Raw genomic sequence first — 21,599 nt, forward strand, 5'->3', positions numbered from 1 at the left:
AATGGCCGGCCGTGCTCGGCCGACCATCAACGGTATGACGTGGCAGCTACTGGTTGATGCCGCCCTTGGTCAGTTCGGCCGGATCCAGCAGGCGATCGAGCTCGGCCTCGGACAGATCGGTCTGCTCCAGAGCCAGCTCCTTGACCGGGCGCCCTTCCTTGTAGGCCTGCTTAGCAATCGCCGCCCCCTTGTCGTAGCCGATAACCGAATTCAACGCGGTTACCAGAATCGGATTCTTGGACAACGCATCGTCGAGCTTGTCCTGATTCACGGTGAAGCCTGCGATCGCCTTGTCGGCCATTACCCGCGACGTGTTGGTCAGGATTTCGATCGACTGCAGCAGATTGTAGGCGACCACCGGCAGCATCACGTTGAGCTGGAAATTGCCGGCCTGGCCGGAAACCGTGATCGTGGTGTGATTGCCCATGACCTGGGCGGCGACCATGGCAGCAGCCTCCGGAATAACCGGATTGACCTTGCCCGGCATGATCGACGACCCCGGCTGCAGCGCCGGCAGCTGGATCTCGCCCAGCCCGGCCAGCGGGCCCGAGTTCATCCAGCGCAGATCGTTGGCGATCTTCATCATCGATACTGCGACAGTATTGAGCTGGCCAGACAGCTCGACCGCCGTGTCCTGGCTCGACAGGCATTCGAAATAGTTGTCGCTGGTACGGAACTGGCAGCGCGCGACCTCGCTGATTGCCTTGGCGAAGCGCTCGCCGAACTCCGGATGCGCATTTACGCCGGTACCCACGGCCGTGCCGCCCTGGGCCAGAGCCCGCATGCGGGTCAGCGCGGATTCGATGCGGCCGATGTTGGAGTCGATCTGTGCGGCCCAGCCGCCGAGTTCCTGATCAAAGCGCACCGGCATAGCGTCCATTAGATGGGTGCGCCCGGTCTTGACCACGTCGGCCAGTTCCTCGCCCTTGTTATGCAGCGTATCGCGCAGATGCCGCAGCGCCGGCAGCAGATGCTGCTCGGATTCGATCACTGCGGCGACCTGGATCGAGGTCGGGATCGTGTCGTTCGACGACTGCCCCATGTTGACGTGGTCGTTCGGGTGCACGGTCTGGCCCGCCGACTCGGTCGCCAGATGCGCAATTACCTCGTTGGTGTTCATATTGGTCGAGGTGCCGGAACCGGTCTGAAAGATATCGACCGGGAAGTGATCGTCATAATCACCGGCGGCGACCTTGCGCCCGGCTTCGACGATCGCCTCGGCGATATCGCCATCCAGCAGACCGAGATCGCGGTTTACCCGGGCGGCACTGGCTTTGATCAGCCCCAGTGCATTGATCATTGCCCGTGGGGCACGCAGATCGGAGATCGGAAAGTTCTCGACCGCCCGCTGGGACTGGGCGCCCCAAAGCGCATCCTTGGGCACGCGCAGCTCGCCCATGCTGTCTTTTTCAATGCGGTAGTTATCGTCGGCCATCGCGAACTCCTTGTAGACATGGGCCGGCTTGCCGGCGGCCCTAAAATAGCGATACCGGCGTACGCTGGCGACGCCGGCACTCTGGATTCGGTAGAATCCGCGATTCTATCACCGCCGCCACTTACGGATGTCCGCCCTATGGCCATGCGACTGACCGCACTGACCGCGATTTCTCCGATCGACGGCCGCTACGGCCGCAAGACCGCCGACCTGCGCTCGATGTGCAGCGAATACGGCCTGATCCGCTATCGTCTGATCGTCGAGGTGCGCTGGTTCCAGGCCCTGGCGGCCGAACCGGCGATTCCCGAGATCGGCGCCATGTCCCAGGCTGCCAACGACTATCTGGAATCGCTGATCGACGATTTCGACGAAGGCGAAGCCGAAGCGGTCAAGGCCATCGAACGCACCACCAATCACGATGTGAAGGCGGTCGAATACTACTTGCGCGACAAGATCGAACACTTCGACGAGATCGCGCACGTCAACCAGTTCATCCACTTCGCCTGTACTTCGGAAGACATCAACAACCTCGCCTATGCGCAAATGCTGCGCGATGCCCGCGAGCACGCCTTGCTGCCGGCGATCGATCAGGTGATCGAGGCGATCGCGACCATGGCCGATGTCTACTCCGATTTCGCGATGCTGTCGCGTACCCACGGCCAGTCCGCGTCGCCGACCACGCTCGGCAAGGAAATGGCGGTATTCGTGCGCCGGCTGCGACGCCAGCGCGATGCACTGGCCGCGATCGAAATCCTGGGCAAGATGAACGGCGCGGTCGGCAACTACAACGCCCATCTCGCAGCCTATCCAGAGGCCGATTGGCCTGGTATCGCCGAGCGCTTCATCACCGGCATGGGGCTGTCGATCAGCCCGGCCACCACCCAGATCGAGCCGCACGACTATGTGGCCGAGTTTTTCCATGCGCTGATGCGCCTGAACACGATTCTCACCGACTTCGCCCGCGATGTCTGGGGCTATATCTCGCTAGGCTATTTCCGCCAGGCCACGGTCGAAGGCGAAGTCGGCTCGTCGACCATGCCGCATAAGGTCAATCCGATCGATTTCGAAAATGCCGAGGGCAATCTCGGCCTGGCCAATGCGATCATGGACCATCTGGCAGCCAAGCTGCCGATTTCGCGTTTCCAGCGCGATCTGACCGATTCCACCGTACTGCGCAATCTCGGCGTCGGGCTGGCCCATTCGACCCTGTCCTACGATGCCCTGCTACGCGGCCTGGGCAAACTGGAAGCCGATCCAGCACGGCTGGACGCCGACTTGGGCGACAACTGGATCGTACTCGCCGAAGCAGTGCAAACAGTGATGCGCGCTCGCGGCATTGGCGGGGCCTATGAAAAGCTCAAGGAATTGACCCGGGGCAAGAAGATCGACGCCGAAGCGATGCATACCTTCATCGACGGGCTCGGAATCACCGATGACGACAAAACCCGGCTGAAGGCGATGCGCCCAGCAGACTATGTCGGCAATGCTCCGGCCCAGGCCGAACGCGCGACCGACGTCGTACAGGACTGAGCCCGTGGAGGTACTCGAAGCGATCCGTTCCCGACGGTCGGTACGCAAGTTCGATCCCGAGCACCGCATGAATGCGGCCGAGATCGAACAGCTGATGCACCATGTCATCCTGTCGCCAACGGCCTTTAATATCCAGAACTGGCGATTCGTGGCTGTACACGATCCCGATCGTCGCTCGGAGATTCGCAAGGCCGCCTGGGATCAGTCGCAGATCACCGACTGCTCTTTGCTGCTGGTGCTGTGTATGGACCTAAAGAGCTGGGATAAATCCCCGGAGCGCTACTGGGTGAACGCGCCTTCACGCGTTTCGGATTCGATGATCCGCGAGATCCAGCATTTCTACCGCGACGACGACATGCTCCAGCGTGATGAAGGTATGCGCTCCTGCGGTATGGCCGCCCAGACCGCCATGCTGGCGGCCAAGGCCATGGGCTATGAGTCGTGCCCGATGGACGGCTTCGACTTCAAGCGCGTTGGGCATTTGATCAATCTGCCACCGGATCACCGCATCTGCATGATGCTATGTATCGGCAAGCCGCTGGCCGCAGCCCATCCGCGCGCCGGCCAGCTCGATCTGGCCGACGTCTTCGTCACTGACGGTTTTACCGAAATCGCGTCGTAGATTATTCCTGCGGCGCGATGTACTCGAGCCGACGAATCTGCTCGCGCACCGGCTCCGGTATGCGCATGCTGGTCTGGGCGCCGAAATCGAACCAGACGATGACGTTCTTGTAGACCGCGATCGCCTCGTCGGATTCGGCCCAGAACAGCGCCTGTTCCAGATCCAGGCTAGAACGACCGAGCCGGCTGACCCGGGTGCCGATCTCGATATCTGCGGGAAAGCGCAGTTGGTGTCGAAAACTGCACTGTAGATCCGCCAGGATCGGGCCAGCACTGGTCTGGGTATCGTCACCTTCGGTCACGCGATGGATATAGTCGATGCGGCCGTCTTCCGAGTAGCGGAAGAACACGGTGTTGTTGACGTGGCCAAGACTATCCATTTCTCCCCATTTCACCTTGATCGGCGTGATGTGGGCATAGTCCGAGCGATTCGGTTCACGCATGGGCTCCTCGTTTTTCATGCGACTTTCCATACGCCGCCGTATTGACAGGGCACGACGACTGCGCAAGATTATACGTATGTCCTAGCCATGCGAAGCCCGATGCCTAAAACCGCCAAGAACGCACTCTCAGCCCGGGACTGGGCTGAAGCCGCCCTGGATGCCGTCGGCCGCCGCGGCGTAGAAGGGGTTGCCGTTGAGCCACTCGCCCGTGAACTGGGGGTGACCAAGGGCAGCTTTTACTGGCATTTCAGCAACCGCGATGCCCTGCTCGAAGCAACTTTGGCGCTCTGGGAAGCCCGCGAAACCGACGAGGTGCTGGCCCGGGTGCAACAGGAAACCGACCCCCGGGCCCGGATCAAGCGGCTGATCACCGAGGTCAACACCTCCCGGCGCGCCAGTCGGATCTATACCGCCCTGTCGAGCGCCAACAAGCCCAGCTTCGTGCGCGAGTACGTCGAGCGCGTTTCGCAACGACGGCTGCAATTCCTGATCGATTGCTATGCCGCACTGGGGCTGTCGAGCGAACGCGCCCGGCAGTGGGCGCTACAGACCTATTCGGTGTTTCTCGGCTCGCTGCAGATCCGGCGCGACCTGCCCGAGCAGTGGCCAGCCGCGGACGATCCCGCGTTCGCCGATTACGTTCGGTTTTTGATGGTCAGCCTGCTGCCGCCGGAAGCCGAACCGCTCGACGATCAGAACGACCCCCCATCCGGACCGGTGGCGATGCCCCGGGCCAGGGCTCAATCGAGCTGATTATATTTCAACACGGAGGATTGGATCATGAGTGTCTTTATCAGCCTGGTCGTCGCCCTGGCGGCGATCTGGATTCTGGCCTATATCGGCGCCTCGCTACCGGTATGGGCCGCGGCGGTCGCCGTCTATTTTGCGGCACTCGCGATCACCGGCGTGATTGGCTGGCTCGGGCTTCTGATCGCCGCCATCGTGTTCATCCCGCCGCTGGTGCTGTTCAATAGCCCCGGCCTGCGCAAGCGTCACGCAACCAAGCCAATCTTCGCCGCCTTCAAATCGGTACTGCCGCCCATGTCGGATACCGAGCGCGAAGCGCTGGAAGCCGGCAGCACCTGGTGGGAAACGGAAATGTTCCGCGGCAAGCCGGACTGGCAGTATCTGCTTGATTTCCGGCGCACCCAGCTCACCGAAGAAGAGCGCGCTTTCATCGACAATGAAACCGAGACCCTGTGCTCGATGCTCGATGAATGGGAGATTCTCAACGAGCGCCACGATATTCCGCCGGATGGCTGGGACTATATCCGCAAGCACAAATTCTTCGCCATGCTCATTCCGAAAGAGCACGGCGGTCTCGGCTTTTCGGCCCTGGCCCAGTCGACGGTGGTCGCCAAGATCGCCTCGCGCAGCCTGACTACCGCCGTCACCGTCATGGTGCCGAACTCGCTCGGCCCCGGTGAGCTGCTCATTCATTACGGCACCAAGGAACAACAGGCCAAATGGCTGCCCGGCCTGGCCGACGGCAGCGAAATCCCCTGCTTCGGCCTCACTGGCCCGGAAGTCGGCTCCGACGCCGGCGCCCTGCCCGACTACGGCATCGTCTGTAAAGGCGAGTACGAAGGCCGCGAAACGCTCGGCATGAAGCTGACCTTCTCCAAGCGCTGGATCACGCTTGCCCCGGTAGCCACGGTCATCGGCCTGGCGTTCCGTCTGCATGACCCGGAAGGCCTACTCGGCGATCCAGACAAGACCGACTACGGCATTACCTGTGCCCTGATCTCGGCCGACGAACCCGGCGTCGAGATCGGCAAGCGCCACTACCCTGGCGCATTCATGAACGGCCCGATCGAAGGACGCGACATCTTCGTGCCGCTGGATGCCATCATCGGCGGTCCGGAAAAAGCCGGCGGTGGCTGGCGCATGCTGGTTGAATGCCTGTCCGCCGGCCGTGGCATCTCACTGCCGGCGCTGTCTTCGGCCGCCTCCAAGACCGCCTACCGCATGACCGGCGCCTGGGGCCGTATCCGACGCCAATTCAAACTGCCGGTTGGCAAGTTCGAAGGCGTCCAGGAGGCGACCGCCCGTATCGCCGGCCTGAACTACAAAATGGAAGCCGCTCGCATCATGACCGCCTCGGGCGTCGACAAGTGCACCCCTTCGGTGGTCACGGCGATGGCTAAATACCATATGACCGAGTGGATGCGCACCATCGTCAACGATGCCATGGACGTCCACGGCGGCCGCGGTATCCAACAGGGCCCGCGCAACTACCTGGCCAGCTCCTATCAGTCGGTGCCGATCGCGATCACCGTCGAAGGCGCCAACATCCTGACCCGGAGCCTGATGATCTTCGGCCAGGGGGCGATTCGCTGCCATCCCTATGTATTTCCGGAGATGGAAGCCGCCCGCGAAGATAACCTCGACGAGTTCGACGATCTTCTGTGGTCGCATGTCGGCTACTCGGTCAACCGGGCCGCTCGTGCCTTCACTTTCGGCCTGTCTGGGGCGGTTACGGCCAAAGCACCAGTCACCGGCGTTGCAGCCCCCTACTATCGCCAACTCGAGCGTTTCTCATCGGCCCTGGCGGTCTGCTCGGATATCACCATGGGCATGATGGGCGGCGAGCTGAAACGCAAGGAACTGCTCTCTGCCCGGCTTGGCGACGTACTCTCCGAACTGTATTTCGCCTCGGCGGCCCTAAAATATTTCTACGACGAAGGCGAACAAGAAGACGACGTCGCGCATCTGCACTATGTGATGGCCGACTCGCTAGCCAAGATCGAAAAAGCTTTCGACGGCTTTTTCCGCAACTTCCCGAACCGCTTCGTCGGCGGCGCCATGCGTTTTCTCGTCTTCCCCACCGGCATGGCCCACAAAGGGCCAAGCGATCGGCTCATCAACGCTCTGGGCAACGCCATCATGGAACCGTCGAGCTTTCGAGACCGGCTGTCCGCGGATATTTACATCGGCAACGATCCGAACTCGGCGACCGGGCGAATGGAGGCGACGTTCAAGAAACTGGTCGCAGTCGAACCGGTCTACGACAAGTTCCTCAAGGCGGCTGCCAAGGGCGAACTCGAAGGGCTCACGGTTCAACAGCGGCTACGCTCGGCGGTCGACCAGCAGGTGCTGACCCAGGCCGAGGCCGACCAGGTCGCCGAGTACGACACGATGCGCTACGACGCCATCCTGACCGATGCGTTCTCCAAAGAGTATCTGGCCGACATGGCGCATAAGCGGCATAACGACCAGCGCAATGAATCGCGCGTGGCATAGCGTCAACAAAACCACCATCATGGCCCGGACTGGTTTCCGGGCCTTTTTTGTTTATGCGCTCACAAAGCGAATTGAACAGTGCGTTCCACGCAACCGACTACTGCGTGGCATACGGCGACCAAACGATCACGCTCAACCTTGGCCATCCCACGCCCGCTACGCTGGCGCAGTGGGTATCCCGGCATAACGACACGGTACCTGCCTGGCTGATCACCGCCTATAATCCGGGCGGCGAAGTAGCCTCCGATGCCGATAACCATGCCCGCGAACATGCCCTGGCCCAGCTGCTCGAGCGGAACGAGCTACGCTGTCTGAGAGCGGTCAACCGCGATACCGGCGGCAACTGGCCGAACGAGCCGGGCTGGCTGGTGGCCGGCCTGGAAGAAGGCATGGCACGCAGCCTGGGGCGGCGCTTCGGCCAGGCCGCGATCGTGTCCGTGCAAGTACAAAGCGTCGACCTGATCTGGATCGACGCAGACTGAACGCTCAGCGATCCGAATGCCCCAGATCCCGGTCCGGGGCGATACGATCGCGGATCATCTGCTTGATCGGCTTGGTTTCCGGAAAACCGCCGGCTTCGGCCCGATCATGCAGACATTGCCCATCCAGCCAAATCTGGAATACGCCCTGCCCGGCTGGCATCAGGGCCACTTCGCCCAGCTGATCGCCGAACGTGGTCAGGATTTCCTGGCTCATCCAAGCCGCCCGGGCCACCCAGCGACAGGCCGGGCAATACCGGATGACCACCCGGGGGCGACATGGCGAATCGTCGTTCTGCTCAGACATGCTCGACCGCTGCATAGGCATCGACGAACGGCTGAGGCATGCGACAAGGTCGACCGTTGGACAGCCGGACTGTCACATACTGGGTCCGGCCACGGAAGATCGTGCGGCCATCGGACGCCCGACGCATTTGGAAATGCCGCCACATCGCCAGACGGCCATCATTTTCGGCGACCCAGGTCGCAACCTGGAGCCGATCGCCGAGATTGGCCGCGATAATGTAGTCGAGCGCGTGGTGGCGGACCACACAGGCCGTATCGAGGGCGACATAGCTATCCCAGTCCAGCCCGAGAGCCAACGTATGCGCCCAGGCAGCCTGTTCCATATATTTCGGGTACACCGAGTTGTTGACGTGCTCGAGACGATCGATATCGGCCTCGGCCACATCGATTTCGATATAGAACGGGGCTTGAATATCCCAGCGGGCATCACGAGCCATTGCGATCTCGCTTCATTCACTCACCTGGCATAAAAAAAGCCGGCGCACCACGGCGCGCCGGCGTTGTGCGACCGCACCAGGCCATTCAACCGGCGGCAACGGCTGTTTTCTGCTGCGCCATGTCCGGCGGTGTACCGACGACTTGATACAGACGCGAGAGGAAGGCGTTGGCGTTCGGCTGCCCGGAAAACAGTTCGCCGTAGTTGGCCTGGACCTTCGAGGCAAAAACCTGTTTGTCGTTGGCCTGCATCATGTACGCCAGCGCATCGAGATCCTCCCCCCGACCGCGGGCTGCTTCGCTTTTGAGAATCGCATACTGCGAATGAACGAACTTTTTGCGCGCGCTATGGCTCTGCGCAAAGGTATCGCGAGTGGTATCGGTGGTCGCCTGGCTGGTTTCTTTGACCGCGTTGGTCGTGGCATCCGCGATACGTGCGGTGCCATTGACCAGCGTGTCCGAGGTTACGGTGATTTGCGAGCAACCAGTGACCGCCAGACCGAGACCAGCCAGCGCACTCAGACAAAAGATTCGGTGCATGAGGCTCTCCCTAGACGAATATTTGTTATGGGATTTCATTAGAGCGCGCCCATCGGTTGGCGCGCAAGCATTGGCCTCGGCTTATTTCTTGAACAGCGTCTATAGACCCCCACTATCGTCTACATCGAAAGACGACGATATAAGCGGTTGGGCTTTCGCGTTATACTTCGCGTCTGAACAACGAGCTTTCCTAACCATTCGAGTTGCTATGGCTGCACACGAGGACGACGTCGAAGCACTTGTTGCTGAACGCGAATACGAAGCTGGGTTTGTCACCGACCTAGAATCCGACACAGTTGCGCCTGGACTGAACGAGGATGTCATCCGGTTCATCTCCGCTAAAAAGGAAGAACCAGATTGGATGCTGGAATGGCGCCTGGAAGCCTATCGCCAATGGCAGCAGATGAAGATGCCCCGTTGGCCGCATCTGCATTATCCGGCGATCGATTTCCAGAAGATTTCCTACTACTCCGCGCCGAAATCGACCAAGGACAAGCCAAAGAGCCTGGACGAAGTCGATCCGAAACTGCTCGAGACTTACGAAAAGCTTGGCATTCCGCTGCGTGAGCAAGAAATGCTCGCTGGAGTCGAAGGCGCCGAGTACCCCACGGCCGGCAGCAACGTCGCTGTGGATGCCGTATTCGACAGTGTCTCAGTAGCGACGACTTTCAAAGACAAGCTGGCCGAGGCCGGCGTGATCTTCTGCTCGATATCGGAGGCGATTCAGGAATACCCTGAATTGGTCCGAGAGCATCTCGGTACCGTGGTTCCGCGCGGCGACAATTTCTTCGCCGGGCTAAACTCGGCGGTGTTTACCGACGGCTCGTTCGTCTATATACCGGAAGGCGTTTCCTGCCCGATGGAGCTGTCGACCTATTTCCGTATCAACGCGGAAAATACCGGCCAGTTCGAGCGGACTCTGATCGTGGCCGAACGCGGCAGTGATGTTTCCTATCTGGAAGGCTGCACCGCCCCCCAGCGTGACGAGAACCAGCTGCATGCGGCGGTCGTCGAGTTGGTCGCCCTGGACGATGCCGAAATCAAGTATTCGACCGTACAGAACTGGTACCCCGGCGACGAAGACGGCAAAGGCGGTATCTACAACTTCGTGACCAAGCGCGGCGATTGCCGGGGAGATCGGTCCAAGATCTCCTGGACCCAGGTTGAAACTGGCTCAGCGATCACCTGGAAATATCCGAGTTGCGTGCTCAACGGCGACGACTCGGTCGGCGAGTTCTACTCAGTCGCGGTCACCCGGGGTATGCAGCAGGCCGATACTGGCACCAAGATGATCCACGTCGGCAAGAACACCAAGTCGACGATCATCGCCAAGGGGATTTCGGCGGCTCGCGGCGAACAGGCCTACCGTGGTCTGGTCAAGATTCTGCCCAGCGCAACGGATGCCCGGAACTTCACGCAGTGCGATTCGCTGCTGATCGGCGACAAATGCGGCGCGCATACTTTCCCGTATGTCGAGTCGAAGAACAGCACCGCCAAGCTTGAACACGAGGCGACGACCTCCAAGATCGGCGAAGACCAGATGTTCTACTGCCAGCAGCGCGGCCTGTCCGAGGAAGACGCTGTGAACTTGATCGTCAACGGCTTCTGTAAGGACGTGTTCAAGGAGCTGCCAATGGAGTTCGCAGTCGAAGCCCAGAAGCTGCTCAACGTTACGCTCGAGAACGCTGTCGGCTGATTCCGCCACGCCGACACACTGCTGCTCTTCAGGCCCGCGCCGGTTACGGCCGCGGGCCTGACCAGTCTTCACACTTTCAATAACGCATATGATCTCAATCAAGAATCTCCACGCCGAGGTCGAAGGCAAACCCATTCTGCGCGGGATCGACCTCGAAGTGCCCGATGGCGAAGTCCATGCCATCATGGGGCCGAACGGCTCCGGCAAGTCGACGCTGGCCAGTATTTTGGCCGGGCGCGAGGACTACGAAGTCACCGAAGGCAGCGTGACCTACAAAGACAAGGAACTGCTTGATCTGGACGCCGAAGAGCGCGCCTGTGAAGGCGTGTTCCTGGGTTTTCAGTATCCAGTCGAAATCCCGGGCGTTTCTAACCTTTATCTGCTGCGCGCTGCCGTCAATGCGCGTCGCAAATATCGCGGCGAGGACGAGATCGAAGCCGTGGACTTCATGCAGATGGTCCAGGAAAAGATCAGCCATGTCGGCATGAGCATGGATATGGCCAAGCGCGGCGTGAACGAAGGTTTCTCGGGTGGCGAGAAAAAACGCAACGAGATCTTCCAGATGTTGATGCTCGAGCCGAGCCTGTCGATTCTCGACGAAACCGACTCCGGCCTCGACATCGACGCGCTCAAGATCGTGGCCAGCGGCATCAATCGCCTGCGTTCGCCTGAGCGCTCGACGATCCTGGTGACCCACTACAAGCGTCTGCTTGAGTACTGTGTACCGGATCGCATCCACGTGCTGTATGAAGGCCGTATTGTGCGCTCGGGCGGGCCCGAACTGGCCGATACGCTGGAATCCGAAGGCTATGCCAATCTCGAAACCGAGGAGGCCGCTGCGACGTCATGAGCGCGACGCAACAGATCGAACCCAGTATCGACCACTATCTGGCCGAATTCGCGCGCATCGAGCGCGATCTGCCAGGTAGCGAGGAATCCAAACGCGAGCGCGCCGCCGAACTGACTCGGTTTTCCGAGGCCGGCTTTCCGACCACACGCCTGGAGGACTGGAAATACACGAGCCTGCAGCCGGTCGAAAAACGCCGATTTGAAATCGGCGACGAAGCGGAGCCGGTGTCGGTCGACGATATCCGGGCTTATATGCCCGCCGATCTCGATGCCCATCGGATCGTGCTCGTCGACGGCTATTTCAATGCAGCTCTGTCACAGCTCGACGAGCTGCCCAGTGGCGTCACCGTGCGCTCTTTCGCTTCTTATCTGAGCGATAACGCCGGTGCAACCGTCAAGGCCCGTGAAATCGAAGAAGAGCCCGGCAGTCTGACGGCGATGAATGCGGCGTTTTTCACCGACGGCGCCTACGTCGAGACCGCCTCTGGCGCGGTGCTCGATAAGCCACTGCATGTGATCAGCGTGTCCTCTGGGGTACGCGATGAACGCATGACCCAGGTCCGGCATCGCTACGTCATGGGCGAAAACAGTCAGGCTACGGTCGTCGAACACACCGTGGGCCTGGGCGATAAGCCCTATTTCGCCAATCTGGTCACTGAGGCGGTCATGGGCCGCAACGCCCAGCTGACCCGGGTGCGGGTACAAGAAGAATCGGAACGCGGTTACCACGTATCGAGCTTCTTCGCCCAACAGCGTCGCGACAGCCGGGTATTCAACCACGGCTTCGATCTCGGCGGCCGCCTGGCACGTATCGACACTAATTCACGCCTGGTCGATCACAATTCGGAAATCCATATGTATGGCGTCTATGCCCCGACGGGCCGCCAGCACATGGATAACCACACCCGTATCGACCATGCCACCGAGCACAGCGTCTCTCGCGAGTTCTATCGCGGTGTACTCGCCGGCCACGGCCGTGGCGTGTTCAACGGCAAAATCATCATCCACAAGGATGCCCAGAAGACCGACTCCGAGCAGGCTTGCAACGCCCTGTTGCTGTCGGACAAGGCCGAGGTGGATGCCAAGCCGGAACTCGAGATCTATGCCGACGACGTCACGGCTGCCCACGGCTCGACCGTCGGCCAGCTCGACGAAGATGCGGTGTTTTATCTGAAGAGCCGGGGCGTCGATGAGGATGGCGCTCGCGCCATTCTGACTTACAGCTTTGCCAACGCCCTGGTTCAAAAGGTCGGCCTGGCGCCCCTCGAGCGCTATGTCGAAGCCGCCCTGCTCGCCAAGATGCCAGGCGGCCGAGCTTACGCCGACCTGGCCTGATTGGCCGGAGGTAGCACGATGTCCGAAGTACAACAGCCCACGCCCACAATGCCGACGTTCGACGCCGATCGCGTGCGCTCGGACTTCCCGATTCTGTTGGAAGCGCTGCCGTCGGGCCGCCGGCTCGTGTATCTCGACAACGCGGCTACTACCCAAAAACCGCTCGCGGTGATCGCGGCCAGCGACGATTATTATCGTCATGCCAACGCCAACGTGCACCGGGCGATCCATACCCTATCCCAACGGGCGACCCAGCAGTACGAGGGCGCCCGGGATAAGATCGCTGGCTTCTTAGGCGCTGGCTCGCGTGACGAGATCGTGTTCACGGGGGGTACTACGGACGGCATCAATCTCGTGGCCCAGTGCTATGCCCGGCCACGCCTGGGTCCGGGCGACGAAATCCTGGTGACCGAGCTCGAACACCACTCGAATATCGTGCCCTGGCAGATGGTGGCCGAGGCCACCGGGGCCGAAGTGGTGGTAGTGCCGATCGGCGACGACGGCAGTGTGTCTCTGGAAGACTTTAAAGCGAAGCTATCCGAGCGCACGACCATCGCTGCGTTTGCCCATATCTCGAATTCGCTGGGAACCGTCTTACCGGTCGCTGACATGATCTCAGCTGCCCATGACGCCGGTGCGGTGACGCTGATCGACGGCGCCCAGGCCGTGGCCCACTCGCCGGTCGACGTTGAGGCGCTGGACGCGGATTTCTACGCGATTTCTGCTCACAAGCTGTTCGGCCCGACGGGCTTCGGCGCGTTGTATGGCAAGCGGGCGCTGCTGGAGAGCATGCCCCCCTATCAAGGCGGCGGCGACATGATCGAAACCGTGTCGTTCTCTGGCACCACCTACAATGACGTGCCCTACAAGTTCGAAGCCGGCACCCCGAATATCGCGGGTGCCGCAGCCTTCGGGGCGGCCATTGACTACGTCAACGCTTTGGACCTGAATGCCGTGTTCGAACATGAACATGAGCTGCTCGCTCGGGCCACCGCCGCGATGCAGGACATCGAAGGTCTACGCATCATCGGCACCGCACCGGGCAAAGCCGGAATCATCTCATTCGTGATGGACGGCATCCATGCCCATGACATCGGTACGCTGCTCGATGAATCGGGCATCGCGATCCGTACCGGCCATCACTGCGCAATGCCGGTCATGGAACGCTTCGACGTCGCGGCGACTGCGCGGGTATCGTTCGCGGCCTACAATACGGCCGAGGACGTCGATGCCCTAATTCAGGGCCTGGGCAGTATTCAACGCATTTTCGGCTGAGCCGCTGCGCGCTCAGCCGCAGACCACAAGGATTGTCGTAATGACCGATTGGGTCGATGTCTGCAAAGACGGGGATCTTAACGAAGGCCAGTGCCGTATCGTCGACGTCGACGATACCATGATCGCGGTATTCTTCCGCCGTGGCGAATACTACGCCATTCACGACATGTGCACGCATGATGGCGGCGAATTGGCCAGTGGTGATGTCGAAGGCGACGAGGTAATCTGCCCGCGCCATGGGGCCCGTTTTTGCATCAAGAACGGCAAGGCTCTGAGCGCCCCAGCCTACGAAGATGTCGACACGTTCCCGACCCGGGTCGAAAACGGCACCGTTCAAGTACGCGACAACCGGTTCGACTGACGCCCGTCGCTTGCCGGCCTAAGCCTCCGAACGGGCCGTAAAGTGTTTCGAGCACGCCTCGATACAATGTTCTAATATCGCGCTAGGCCGGACCTAAACCAGGCTAGGCTCGGCGCGCGCTGTGGGCGCACCACGCCTGCCCGTTGATAGCTCTTGGCTTCGTCGTCGTTTACCAGCCTTGCCTGACCGGTTGCAAGGTGCTGCGATCCAGGGCTATTGCCGAGCACCCGTGTAGCTGTCGCGACAGCTACACGGCCTTGCCCAATTTAACTGGCCCTGCTCTAGGGCTTTCGCACTTACTCGGACGGGCGCACTGCCCATGTTGGATGCATTCGAACGCGGCTAACGCACGCGGTCGTGGCCTTGGGGCACGCTTAAGCCGAGCGATCGATCGCCAGTAGTTTGCGCACCGGATTGCCCCGCCCCTCCACGCCTGCGAGCTTATCCCAACCGCGCGCGAGAACTTTCGGCACCTCCTTGATCGTATTACGTAAGGCCTGGGCCGCCGAAGGCCGACCTAACAAGAAGCCCTGGACCTCATCACAGTTGTAGGCGGCCAGCAGTTCAAGCTGCTCGTCGGTTTCGACCCCTTCGGCGGTAACGCTCAGGCCCAGCGCACGCCCGAGATCGAGAATCGCTTTGACGATTGCATGGCTGTCATCAGTTTGGTTCAGGCCACTGATGAACTGCCGATCGACCTTGATGACATCGAATGGGAACGAGTGCAGATAGCTCAGCGACGAATAACCGGTACCGAAGTCGTCGATGGCCAGCCGTACCCCGAGTGCCTTGATTTGTTCGAGCATCGACCGCGCGCGTTCGGCGTCGCTCAGCAACACGCCTTCGGTGATCTCTAGCTCCAGCCGCTCGGGCGCGAGCCCGGTGTCGAGCAACACGTCGATTACGGTGTCGACCAGACCGTCGTCCTTGAATTGGATCGGCGAAATATTGACCGATACACCGATCTCGCGGTCGTATTCCACAATGAACTGGCAGGCCGTGCGCAATACCCACTCCCCGAGCGGCATGATCAAGCCATTGCGCTCGGCCAGGGGCACGAATTCTGCCGGACTGATCCGGCCTTTTTCGGGATGCGCCCAGCGCACTAGAGCCTCTACGCTGCGGACCTGGCGTTTCCGAGTGTCGAAGCGCGGCTGGTATTCGAGAAAGAACTCGCCAACGTCCAAGCCACGACGCATGTCTTCGGTCATGGCCCGATGGGCAGAAATCCTGTCGTTCATCTCCCCGGTATAGAAGTGGTAAGTACCGCGGCCGTCTTGCTTCGAGCGAAATAGTGCCGTATCGGCATTCTTGAGTAGATCGTCGGGCGACGTGCCATCCATGGGCGCAACGGCCACGCCGATCGAAGCCGAAATCTGAAGCTCGCCGTCTGCCCCGCGGATCGGCTCCGCCGCGGCTTCCAGGAGCGACTGGCAGAGGGCTTCGATCGCGTCGTCTTCAAGGTCGGGGGCGGCCACGACGAATTCGTCACCGCCCACGCGAGCGACCAAATGATCGTGACCAAGGCAACGTCGAAATCGATCCGCGACCTCGCCGAGCACACGGTCACCGACGGCATGGCCGAAACGGTCGTTGATTGGCTTGAAATGGTCGAGATCGATATAGAGCACGACCAGCCGGGCAGCCGGATGCGACAATGCGCTGTTCATGAATTGGGCCAGCTTCAGCCGGTTCGGCAGCCCAGTGGCCGTATCGTGCTGGGCCATACGCGATGCCTCGTCGTAGGCCTCGGCCATGGCGATGTTCGCGGACACATCGGTCGCAAGTTTGATGATCTTGTACGGCTTGCCGTTGAGATCGAGCACCGGCGTATAAGTCGCCTGTAGCCAGACATCCTCACCGGCTTTGCCGACCCGCTTGTACAAGCCCGAATGGAAACGGCCGCTGCGCAGCGTTGCCCACAGCTCATCGTATTCTTGGGTGCTCGCCGCGCCCGGGGTCAACAACAGGCGGTGGTGCCGTCCTTGAAGTTCGTCGAGCGTATAGCCGAAGATCGCCAGAAAATTGTCGTTGGCGCTTAGGATCCGTCCATCCGGATCAAACTCGGCGACCCCCTGCGATTTGTCAATCGCGTCGATCCGGCCTTCGAAATCTGCCTGGCGTTGTTTGTCCTGGGTGACGTCGGTCGCGTATTTGACGATCTTGAACGGCCGCCCGTCCATGTCGAAGATCGGGTTATAGGTCGCCTGCAGCCAGACCTCGCGCCCACCTTTAGCCACCCGCTTGAATTCTGCGACCCGAGGAATGCCGAGTTGCAACTGGGCCCAGAAGTCGGCGTAGGCCTCGCCTTCGGCTTCCTTGGCCGGCACGAACATTCGATGGTTTTGACCGCGTACCTCACAGTAGCGATAGCCCATCAATTGCAGGAAATTGTCGTTGGCATCGATCACGTGGCCCTGCAGATCGAACGACACCACGCACTGCGATCGGTGAATGGCCGCAATCTGGCCTTGATGATCGGCCTGCTGGCGTTTGTCTTCAGTGATGATCGATGCATATTTGACCACCTTGATCGGCTGGCCCTGCATATCGAAAATCGGATTGTAGCTGGCCTGCAGCCAGACTGAACTACCGTCTTTGGCCACCCGCCGATACTGGCCGGTATCGTTATCGCCACGACGCAGCCGCCGCCAAAACTGGGCGTATTCGATGCTGTGCGCAAACGACGGCTCAACGAAGATCCGATGATGCTCGCCGATGACCTCATCACGGGTATAGCCCATGGCACTCGCGAAGCGATCGTTCGCATCCAGAATCGTGCCATGCATATCGAATACGATAACCGCATGCGATTTGTGAATCGCGGCAACCTGCCACTGATACTCGGCCTGGCGCAGCTTTTCCGCGGTCACGTCGATGGCATAGGCCACCACTTTGAGCACGCGACCGGCCTGGTCGAAGATCGTATTGTAGCTGGCCTGTAGCCAGACGGGATGGCCATCTCGGGCAATGCGTTTGAACTCGCCAGCACGATGAGTACCCGTGGCCAGATTCGACCAGAACCGCTGATCCGCCCGGTCTTTCGCCTCGGCCGCATCGACCAACAGCCGATGATGGGCGCCGATCAGCGTCTCGCGCGTATAGCCGAAGGTCGAGAGAAACAGTGCGTTGGCATCGATGATAAAGCCATTCTCATCGAATTGAACCACCAGCGTCGAAGCATTGATCGCATGAATCTGACCGCGATCATCGGCCTGCTGCTGTACTTCTTTGGTGACATCTTCGTAGATCGCGACCACTTCGGACAGACTGTCCTGGTCCATCAACGGCGTATAGCCAGCTTTGATCCAGACCGGCGTCTCTGCCTCCCCGAGACGGCGAAGCGCGACACGGCTTTGGGTTTGACCGGCCTGCAATGCCGACCAGAGCTCATCATAGCCCTGGCGGTCGGCGGCAATGGCGAAACTGTCGGTTTCCAGCCGCCCGATCACGCTCGCCAGCGTACCGCCGAAAAGTTTGAAGTAGCGGTTATTCGCGCGGGTAATACGCCCTTCGGCATCGAACACCGCCACGGCAAAGTTAATGTTCAAAGCTCTCAGTTCCGGCGCGACGGTCTGGTCTTCTGCTCCCGCCCTAAACATGATGCCTCACTTGCTTAATCGACCGATATACCGTGCAATCGATATCGGCCGCCGCCCGGAAAACTAGAGTTATTGAAATTAAATTAAAAATTAACGAAGGAGACCCCGGTCCCAGCGACAATCGAACACCGGCTGCGAATCGCCTCCTTATGCCGGTCGTCGCCCGAGCAAGCCATTGAAGCCGTACGATATGGTGTTAAGCGTAGGCCGTAAGTGGCGCCCACCTGTCGGTCGCGTCGTTTGGATCAATCGAGCGCGCGCTGCTGAGCCGGCTCGTCCGGCTGGTCGACACGACAGTGCTCGATGATCAGGTTGGCGCGCTGCGTGCCACGAAACTCATTGACCTGCAACCGAAATACCAGCCGGTAGACCCGGCTGGCGTCCAACAGCTTGTCACGATTGAACAGCATGGCCTCGATCGGCGGCCCACCGACACAGGCTTGTACGGTGAGCTTGAGGTGGCCGCGGCCGACGATACGCTGGTCCACGACATGATAGGCCCCGTGAAACAACGGCGCCTCGAAGCCAGCGCCCCAGGGGCCGCCGTTGCGCAACCGGGTCGCGACCTCCAGACAGTGCTCTGCCCCACCCAACTCGCCGTCGGTGAGGAACTCGCGGGTGGTCATTGCCGTGGTGAGGCGGGCAGCGACCGCTTGCTCGACGCGGCGGGAGAATTCGCTCAGGTTGTCAGGGGCCAACGACAGCCCCGCAGCCTGAGCATGGCCGCCGAATCGACGTATCAATCCTGGGGCGGCGGCCTCGACTGCGGCTAAAGCATCGCGGATATGCAGTCCAGGAATCGAGCGGGCCGAGCCTTTCAAATCGCCGTGCTCGCCGGGCGCAAAGGCAATCACCGGACGATGAACCCGCTCGCGCAGCCGCGAAGCAATCAGCCCAACGATGCCTTCGTGCCAGTCGTTTTCGTACACGACCACCGCGGACGGGAGCTCGTCGAACGCTGTAATCCGATCGAGTGCTGCCTCGGCCTGCGCCTGCATGCGCTGCTGTACGCTGCGACGCTGGCGGTTGATCGACGACAGGGTTTCGGCCGCCCGGCGCGCTTGTTCGATACCCCGGGCCCGTAAACAGGCCACGCCCAAGCGCATGTCTTCGAGCCGGCCCGCTGCGTTGATGCGCGGGCCGATGGCGAAGCCGATATCGTCGGTATCTAGACGCCTGGGCTCGCGGCCGGCGATCTCGGCCAGGGCGTTAATCCCCGGCCGCCCGCGTCCGGCCTGGATCCGGCGCAGCCCTTGACTCACCAACGTACGATTAACGTGATCCAGGGCGACGACATCGGCTACTGTGCCGACCGCGACCAGATCCAACAGTTCGACCATGCGCGGCAGCCGCGGCACACCGCGTTCGGCCAGACGGGCGCGCAGCGCGGCCATCACATAGAACACCACCCCGACCCCGGCGAGATTCTTGGACGCAAAGCCACAGCCGGGCTGGTTCGGATTCACGATCGCCTCGGCCGGCGGCAGACGCTCGCCCGGCAGATGATGATCGGTCACCACCACTCGCCATCCTGCGGCCTGGGCCGCCTCGACCCCGGCTACCGCGGCAATACCGTTGTCGACGGTCAGGATCAACCCGCCCGCGGCCGGCGGGCTGCCGATCGCCTCGACCACGGCGGGCGACAGCCCATAGCCGTGTGTTGCCCGGTGCGGCATGAAAAAATCCACGCATGCGTCGCAGGCCGCCAGCACGTCCAAGGCCAGCGTAGTACTGGTGGCGCCATCGGCATCGAAATCGCCGACCACATGGATCACCCGACCCGCAGTGATCGCGCCCTCGAGCTCGTCGACCGCGGCCTCGATATGCTTGAACCCGGAAAAATCGGGCAGCCCCGCCAATCGGTAATCGAGCTCCGCAGCGTCACCGATTCCCCGGCCGGCATAGATCCGCCGCAGCAGCTCCGAATCGATGGCGCTCAGCTGCGTATGTTCGGGAACCTCACGTTCGACGATGCGCGGCGCTGGCGCACAATCGCTGGCTTGGGACTCACGCACGCGCTCAGGCTCGGCCATACGCTAATGCGGTCAGTGACGATGTGCGGCGACGTAGGCCTGAACTTCGGCCAGATCGGCGTCTAACACATCGAAGTGCTCGGCGCGGCCCATCAGATCGGCCATGTTCTCGGGCAGTGGCGCGCCCGTAAACCCTGCGCGCACGATCGCATCTTCGAACTTAGCCGGGTGGGCAGTCGCGAGCGTGATCATCGGCGTGGTGGCGTCGATACGCTGGCGATTGGCTGCCCGATAGCCGGTCGCGGTATGCGGATCGAGCAATTCCCCGGTGTGGGTATGGGCTTCGCGAATCACCTCGAGGATGGTCTCGTCATCGACGCTATCACTGGCGAACAGCCGACGTAGACTTGCCAATGGCGCGTCGTCGATAGCAGCCCGGCCATGAGCAAAGCGATCGAGCAGATCGGCCACGGCCGCATGATCGCGGCCGTACGCTTCGAACAACAGCCGCTCGAAGTTCGACGATACGACGATATCCATCGACGGTGCGAGCGTGGCCTGCAGCGCCCGGCGCGAGAAATCGTTGGCCGAAATCGTGCGATGCAGGATGTCGTTGGCGTTGGTTGCGATCACGAACTGGTTGATCGGCAGCCCCATCCGGTAGGCCATATAGCCGGCGAACAGGTTGCCGAAATTCGCTGAGGGCACCGTGAAGGCAACCTCGCGATGCGGGGCGCCGAGCGCCACGGCCGAGGCCACATAGTAGACGATCTGAGCCATGATCCGGGCCCAGTTGATCGAGTTGACCGCGATCAGACGCGTGCCTTCCAAAAACTCTTGATCGGCAAAGCTGGCTTTGACCATCGCCTGTGCATCGTCGAAGTCACCGCGGATCGCGATGTTATGCACATTGGGCGCGTCCACGGTGGTCATCTGACGCCGCTGGACGGCCGAGACCCGCTCGTGCGGATGCAGGATAAAGATATCGAGCTGTTCACAGGCCCGGCAGCCTTCGATCGCCGCCGAGCCCGTATCGCCCGACGTCGCGCCCATGATCACGCCCTTCTCGCCGCTGCGGGCGAGGAAATGATCCAGCAGGCGGCCCAGCAGCTGCAGAGCGACATCCTTGAACGCCAGGGTCGGCCCGTGGAACAACTCCAGCAGGTGGTGGTTGTGCGACAGCTGCTTGAGCGGCACCACGGCATCGTGCGAGAACGTCGCGTAGGTGTCGTGGATGATCTGGCGAAATGCATCGTCGTCGATCGCCTCGCCCACGAACGGCTTCATCACGCGAAACGCGATCTCGGTGTACGGCAGCCCGGCCATGGCCACGAAGTCCTCATGCGAGAACTGCGAAATGGTTTCGGGCACATACAGGCCGCCGTCGCTGGCTAGCCCGGTGAGCACGACCTGCTCGAAATCCAGCGCGGGCGCGTTCCCGCGAGTGCTGATGTAACGCATGGCGTCTCCGACCAA

Annotated in this window: 18 protein-coding genes; 10 read left to right on the forward strand and 8 right to left on the reverse strand. The window is 61.1% G+C overall.

The window, feature by feature from the left end; all coding sequences use genetic code 11:
* Positions 1 to 46: 46 nt before the first annotated feature.
* Positions 47 to 1,435, reverse strand: coding sequence for a class II fumarate hydratase (locus V5738_RS10485; RefSeq protein ID WP_423820748.1), 1,389 nt, complete (start codon positions 1,433 to 1,435; stop codon positions 47 to 49).
* Between the two features lie 144 nt (positions 1,436 to 1,579).
* Here V5738_RS10485 and purB point away from each other — a divergent pair, with 144 nt between their 5' ends.
* Both purB and V5738_RS10495 read left to right on the forward strand, forming a co-directional pair.
* Complete coding sequence (purB, locus tag V5738_RS10490) at positions 1,580 to 2,965, forward strand: adenylosuccinate lyase (RefSeq protein ID WP_423824167.1); 1,386 nt, start codon at positions 1,580 to 1,582, stop codon at positions 2,963 to 2,965.
* Positions 2,966 to 2,969: 4 nt separating this feature from the next.
* Entirely contained in the window at positions 2,970 to 3,587 is a 618-nt protein-coding gene (locus tag V5738_RS10495) for a nitroreductase family protein (RefSeq protein ID WP_423820749.1), read from the forward strand.
* Position 3,588: 1 nt separating this feature from the next.
* Here the strand turns inward: V5738_RS10495 and V5738_RS10500 are convergent, their stop codons facing one another.
* Positions 3,589 to 4,029, reverse strand: a complete 441-nt coding sequence (locus tag V5738_RS10500) for an acyl-CoA thioesterase (protein ID WP_423820750.1) — start codon at positions 4,027 to 4,029, stop codon at positions 3,589 to 3,591.
* Between the two features lie 99 nt (positions 4,030 to 4,128).
* Here V5738_RS10500 and V5738_RS10505 point away from each other — a divergent pair, with 99 nt between their 5' ends.
* From V5738_RS10505 to V5738_RS10515, 3 genes are all read left to right on the forward strand, one after another.
* Complete coding sequence (locus V5738_RS10505) at positions 4,129 to 4,782, forward strand: TetR/AcrR family transcriptional regulator (RefSeq protein ID WP_423820751.1); 654 nt, start codon at positions 4,129 to 4,131, stop codon at positions 4,780 to 4,782.
* Between the two features lie 27 nt (positions 4,783 to 4,809).
* Positions 4,810 to 7,272 carry an acyl-CoA dehydrogenase gene (locus V5738_RS10510; RefSeq protein WP_423820752.1) on the forward strand — a complete coding sequence of 821 codons (2,463 nt, stop codon included), beginning with the start codon at positions 4,810 to 4,812 and terminating at the stop codon, positions 7,270 to 7,272.
* A gap of 104 nt (positions 7,273 to 7,376) precedes the next feature.
* Positions 7,377 to 7,754, forward strand: a complete 378-nt coding sequence (locus tag V5738_RS10515) for a DUF3293 domain-containing protein (protein WP_423820753.1) — start codon at positions 7,377 to 7,379, stop codon at positions 7,752 to 7,754.
* Positions 7,755 to 7,758: 4 nt separating this feature from the next.
* On the opposite strand, the gene V5738_RS10520 is transcribed toward V5738_RS10515, so the two are convergent.
* The 3 genes from V5738_RS10520 to V5738_RS10530 form a co-directional block, all read right to left on the reverse strand.
* Positions 7,759 to 8,058, reverse strand: a complete 300-nt coding sequence (locus V5738_RS10520; RefSeq protein WP_423820754.1) for a SelT/SelW/SelH family protein — start codon at positions 8,056 to 8,058, stop codon at positions 7,759 to 7,761.
* Positions 8,051 to 8,494 (reverse strand): acyl-CoA thioesterase, encoded by a 444-nt coding sequence (locus V5738_RS10525; protein ID WP_423820755.1) that lies wholly within the window; start codon positions 8,492 to 8,494, stop codon positions 8,051 to 8,053. The genes V5738_RS10520 and V5738_RS10525 overlap by 8 nt, the downstream gene beginning before the upstream one ends.
* Before the next feature lie 85 nt (positions 8,495 to 8,579).
* On the reverse strand, positions 8,580 to 9,032 hold the full coding sequence (locus tag V5738_RS10530; RefSeq protein WP_423820756.1) for a DUF3015 family protein: 453 nt from the start codon (positions 9,030 to 9,032) through the stop codon (positions 8,580 to 8,582).
* Positions 9,033 to 9,240: 208 nt separating this feature from the next.
* On the opposite strand from V5738_RS10530, the gene sufB reads away from it, so the two are divergent.
* The 5 genes from sufB to V5738_RS10555 all read left to right on the forward strand — a co-directional run bounded on the left by sufB (position 9,241) and on the right by V5738_RS10555 (position 14,548).
* Positions 9,241 to 10,728: a Fe-S cluster assembly protein SufB gene (sufB, locus tag V5738_RS10535; RefSeq protein WP_423820757.1), complete on the forward strand. Its 1,488-nt coding sequence runs from the start codon at positions 9,241 to 9,243 to the stop codon at positions 10,726 to 10,728.
* A gap of 88 nt (positions 10,729 to 10,816) precedes the next feature.
* Positions 10,817 to 11,578, forward strand: a complete 762-nt coding sequence (sufC, locus tag V5738_RS10540) for a Fe-S cluster assembly ATPase SufC (RefSeq protein ID WP_423820758.1) — start codon at positions 10,817 to 10,819, stop codon at positions 11,576 to 11,578.
* On the forward strand, positions 11,575 to 12,912 hold the full coding sequence (gene sufD / locus V5738_RS10545; protein WP_423820759.1) for a Fe-S cluster assembly protein SufD: 1,338 nt from the start codon (positions 11,575 to 11,577) through the stop codon (positions 12,910 to 12,912). Before sufC ends, sufD begins: the two co-directional genes overlap by 4 nt.
* An 18-nt stretch (positions 12,913 to 12,930) precedes the next feature.
* The gene (locus tag V5738_RS10550; protein WP_423820760.1) at positions 12,931 to 14,187 is read left to right on the forward strand and encodes a cysteine desulfurase; all 1,257 of its coding nucleotides are present in this window, start codon (positions 12,931 to 12,933) and stop codon (positions 14,185 to 14,187) included.
* A gap of 40 nt (positions 14,188 to 14,227) precedes the next feature.
* Positions 14,228 to 14,548: a Rieske (2Fe-2S) protein gene (locus V5738_RS10555; protein ID WP_423820762.1), complete on the forward strand. Its 321-nt coding sequence runs from the start codon at positions 14,228 to 14,230 to the stop codon at positions 14,546 to 14,548.
* A gap of 374 nt (positions 14,549 to 14,922) precedes the next feature.
* Here the strand turns inward: V5738_RS10555 and V5738_RS10560 are convergent, their stop codons facing one another.
* The 3 genes from V5738_RS10560 to thrC all read right to left on the reverse strand — a co-directional run bounded on the left by V5738_RS10560 (position 14,923) and on the right by thrC (position 21,584).
* Positions 14,923 to 18,150, reverse strand: a complete 3,228-nt coding sequence (locus V5738_RS10560) for a PAS domain S-box protein (RefSeq protein WP_423820763.1) — start codon at positions 18,148 to 18,150, stop codon at positions 14,923 to 14,925.
* 245 nt (positions 18,151 to 18,395) lie between these two features.
* Positions 18,396 to 20,183, reverse strand: coding sequence for a single-stranded-DNA-specific exonuclease RecJ (gene recJ / locus V5738_RS10565; RefSeq protein ID WP_423820764.1), 1,788 nt, complete (start codon positions 20,181 to 20,183; stop codon positions 18,396 to 18,398).
* Positions 20,184 to 20,195: 12 nt separating this feature from the next.
* Positions 20,196 to 21,584 carry a threonine synthase gene (thrC, locus tag V5738_RS10570; RefSeq protein ID WP_423820765.1) on the reverse strand — a complete coding sequence of 463 codons (1,389 nt, stop codon included), beginning with the start codon at positions 21,582 to 21,584 and terminating at the stop codon, positions 20,196 to 20,198.
* Positions 21,585 to 21,599 lie beyond the last annotated feature (15 nt).

This window comes from Salinisphaera sp. SPP-AMP-43 (assembly GCF_049568105.1).
GTDB lineage: Bacteria > Pseudomonadota > Gammaproteobacteria > Nevskiales > Salinisphaeraceae > Salinisphaera.

What these genes read in the sequence shown, in the direction of transcription:
- V5738_RS10485 (WP_423820748.1), bottom strand. Translation starts at nt 1,435, where the DNA reads ATGGCCGACGATAACTACCGCATTGAAAAAGACAGCATGGGCGAGCTG.
- purB (WP_423824167.1), top strand. Translation starts at nt 1,580, where the DNA reads ATGCGACTGACCGCACTGACCGCGATTTCTCCGATCGACGGCCGCTAC.
- V5738_RS10500 (WP_423820750.1), bottom strand. Translation starts at nt 4,029, where the DNA reads ATGCGTGAACCGAATCGCTCGGACTATGCCCACATCACGCCGATCAAG.
- V5738_RS10505 (WP_423820751.1), top strand. Translation starts at nt 4,129, where the DNA reads ATGCCTAAAACCGCCAAGAACGCACTCTCAGCCCGGGACTGGGCTGAA.
- V5738_RS10510 (WP_423820752.1), top strand. Translation starts at nt 4,810, where the DNA reads ATGAGTGTCTTTATCAGCCTGGTCGTCGCCCTGGCGGCGATCTGGATT.
- V5738_RS10520 (WP_423820754.1), bottom strand. Translation starts at nt 8,058, where the DNA reads ATGTCTGAGCAGAACGACGATTCGCCATGTCGCCCCCGGGTGGTCATC.
- V5738_RS10525 (WP_423820755.1), bottom strand. Translation starts at nt 8,494, where the DNA reads ATGGCTCGTGATGCCCGCTGGGATATTCAAGCCCCGTTCTATATCGAA.
- V5738_RS10530 (WP_423820756.1), bottom strand. Translation starts at nt 9,032, where the DNA reads ATGCACCGAATCTTTTGTCTGAGTGCGCTGGCTGGTCTCGGTCTGGCG.
- sufB (WP_423820757.1), top strand. Translation starts at nt 9,241, where the DNA reads ATGGCTGCACACGAGGACGACGTCGAAGCACTTGTTGCTGAACGCGAA.
- sufC (WP_423820758.1), top strand. Translation starts at nt 10,817, where the DNA reads ATGATCTCAATCAAGAATCTCCACGCCGAGGTCGAAGGCAAACCCATT.
- sufD (WP_423820759.1), top strand. Translation starts at nt 11,575, where the DNA reads ATGAGCGCGACGCAACAGATCGAACCCAGTATCGACCACTATCTGGCC.
- V5738_RS10550 (WP_423820760.1), top strand. Translation starts at nt 12,931, where the DNA reads ATGTCCGAAGTACAACAGCCCACGCCCACAATGCCGACGTTCGACGCC.
- V5738_RS10555 (WP_423820762.1), top strand. Translation starts at nt 14,228, where the DNA reads ATGACCGATTGGGTCGATGTCTGCAAAGACGGGGATCTTAACGAAGGC.
- V5738_RS10560 (WP_423820763.1), bottom strand. Translation starts at nt 18,150, where the DNA reads ATGTTTAGGGCGGGAGCAGAAGACCAGACCGTCGCGCCGGAACTGAGA.
- recJ (WP_423820764.1), bottom strand. Translation starts at nt 20,183, where the DNA reads ATGGCCGAGCCTGAGCGCGTGCGTGAGTCCCAAGCCAGCGATTGTGCG.
- thrC (WP_423820765.1), bottom strand. Translation starts at nt 21,584, where the DNA reads ATGCGTTACATCAGCACTCGCGGGAACGCGCCCGCGCTGGATTTCGAG.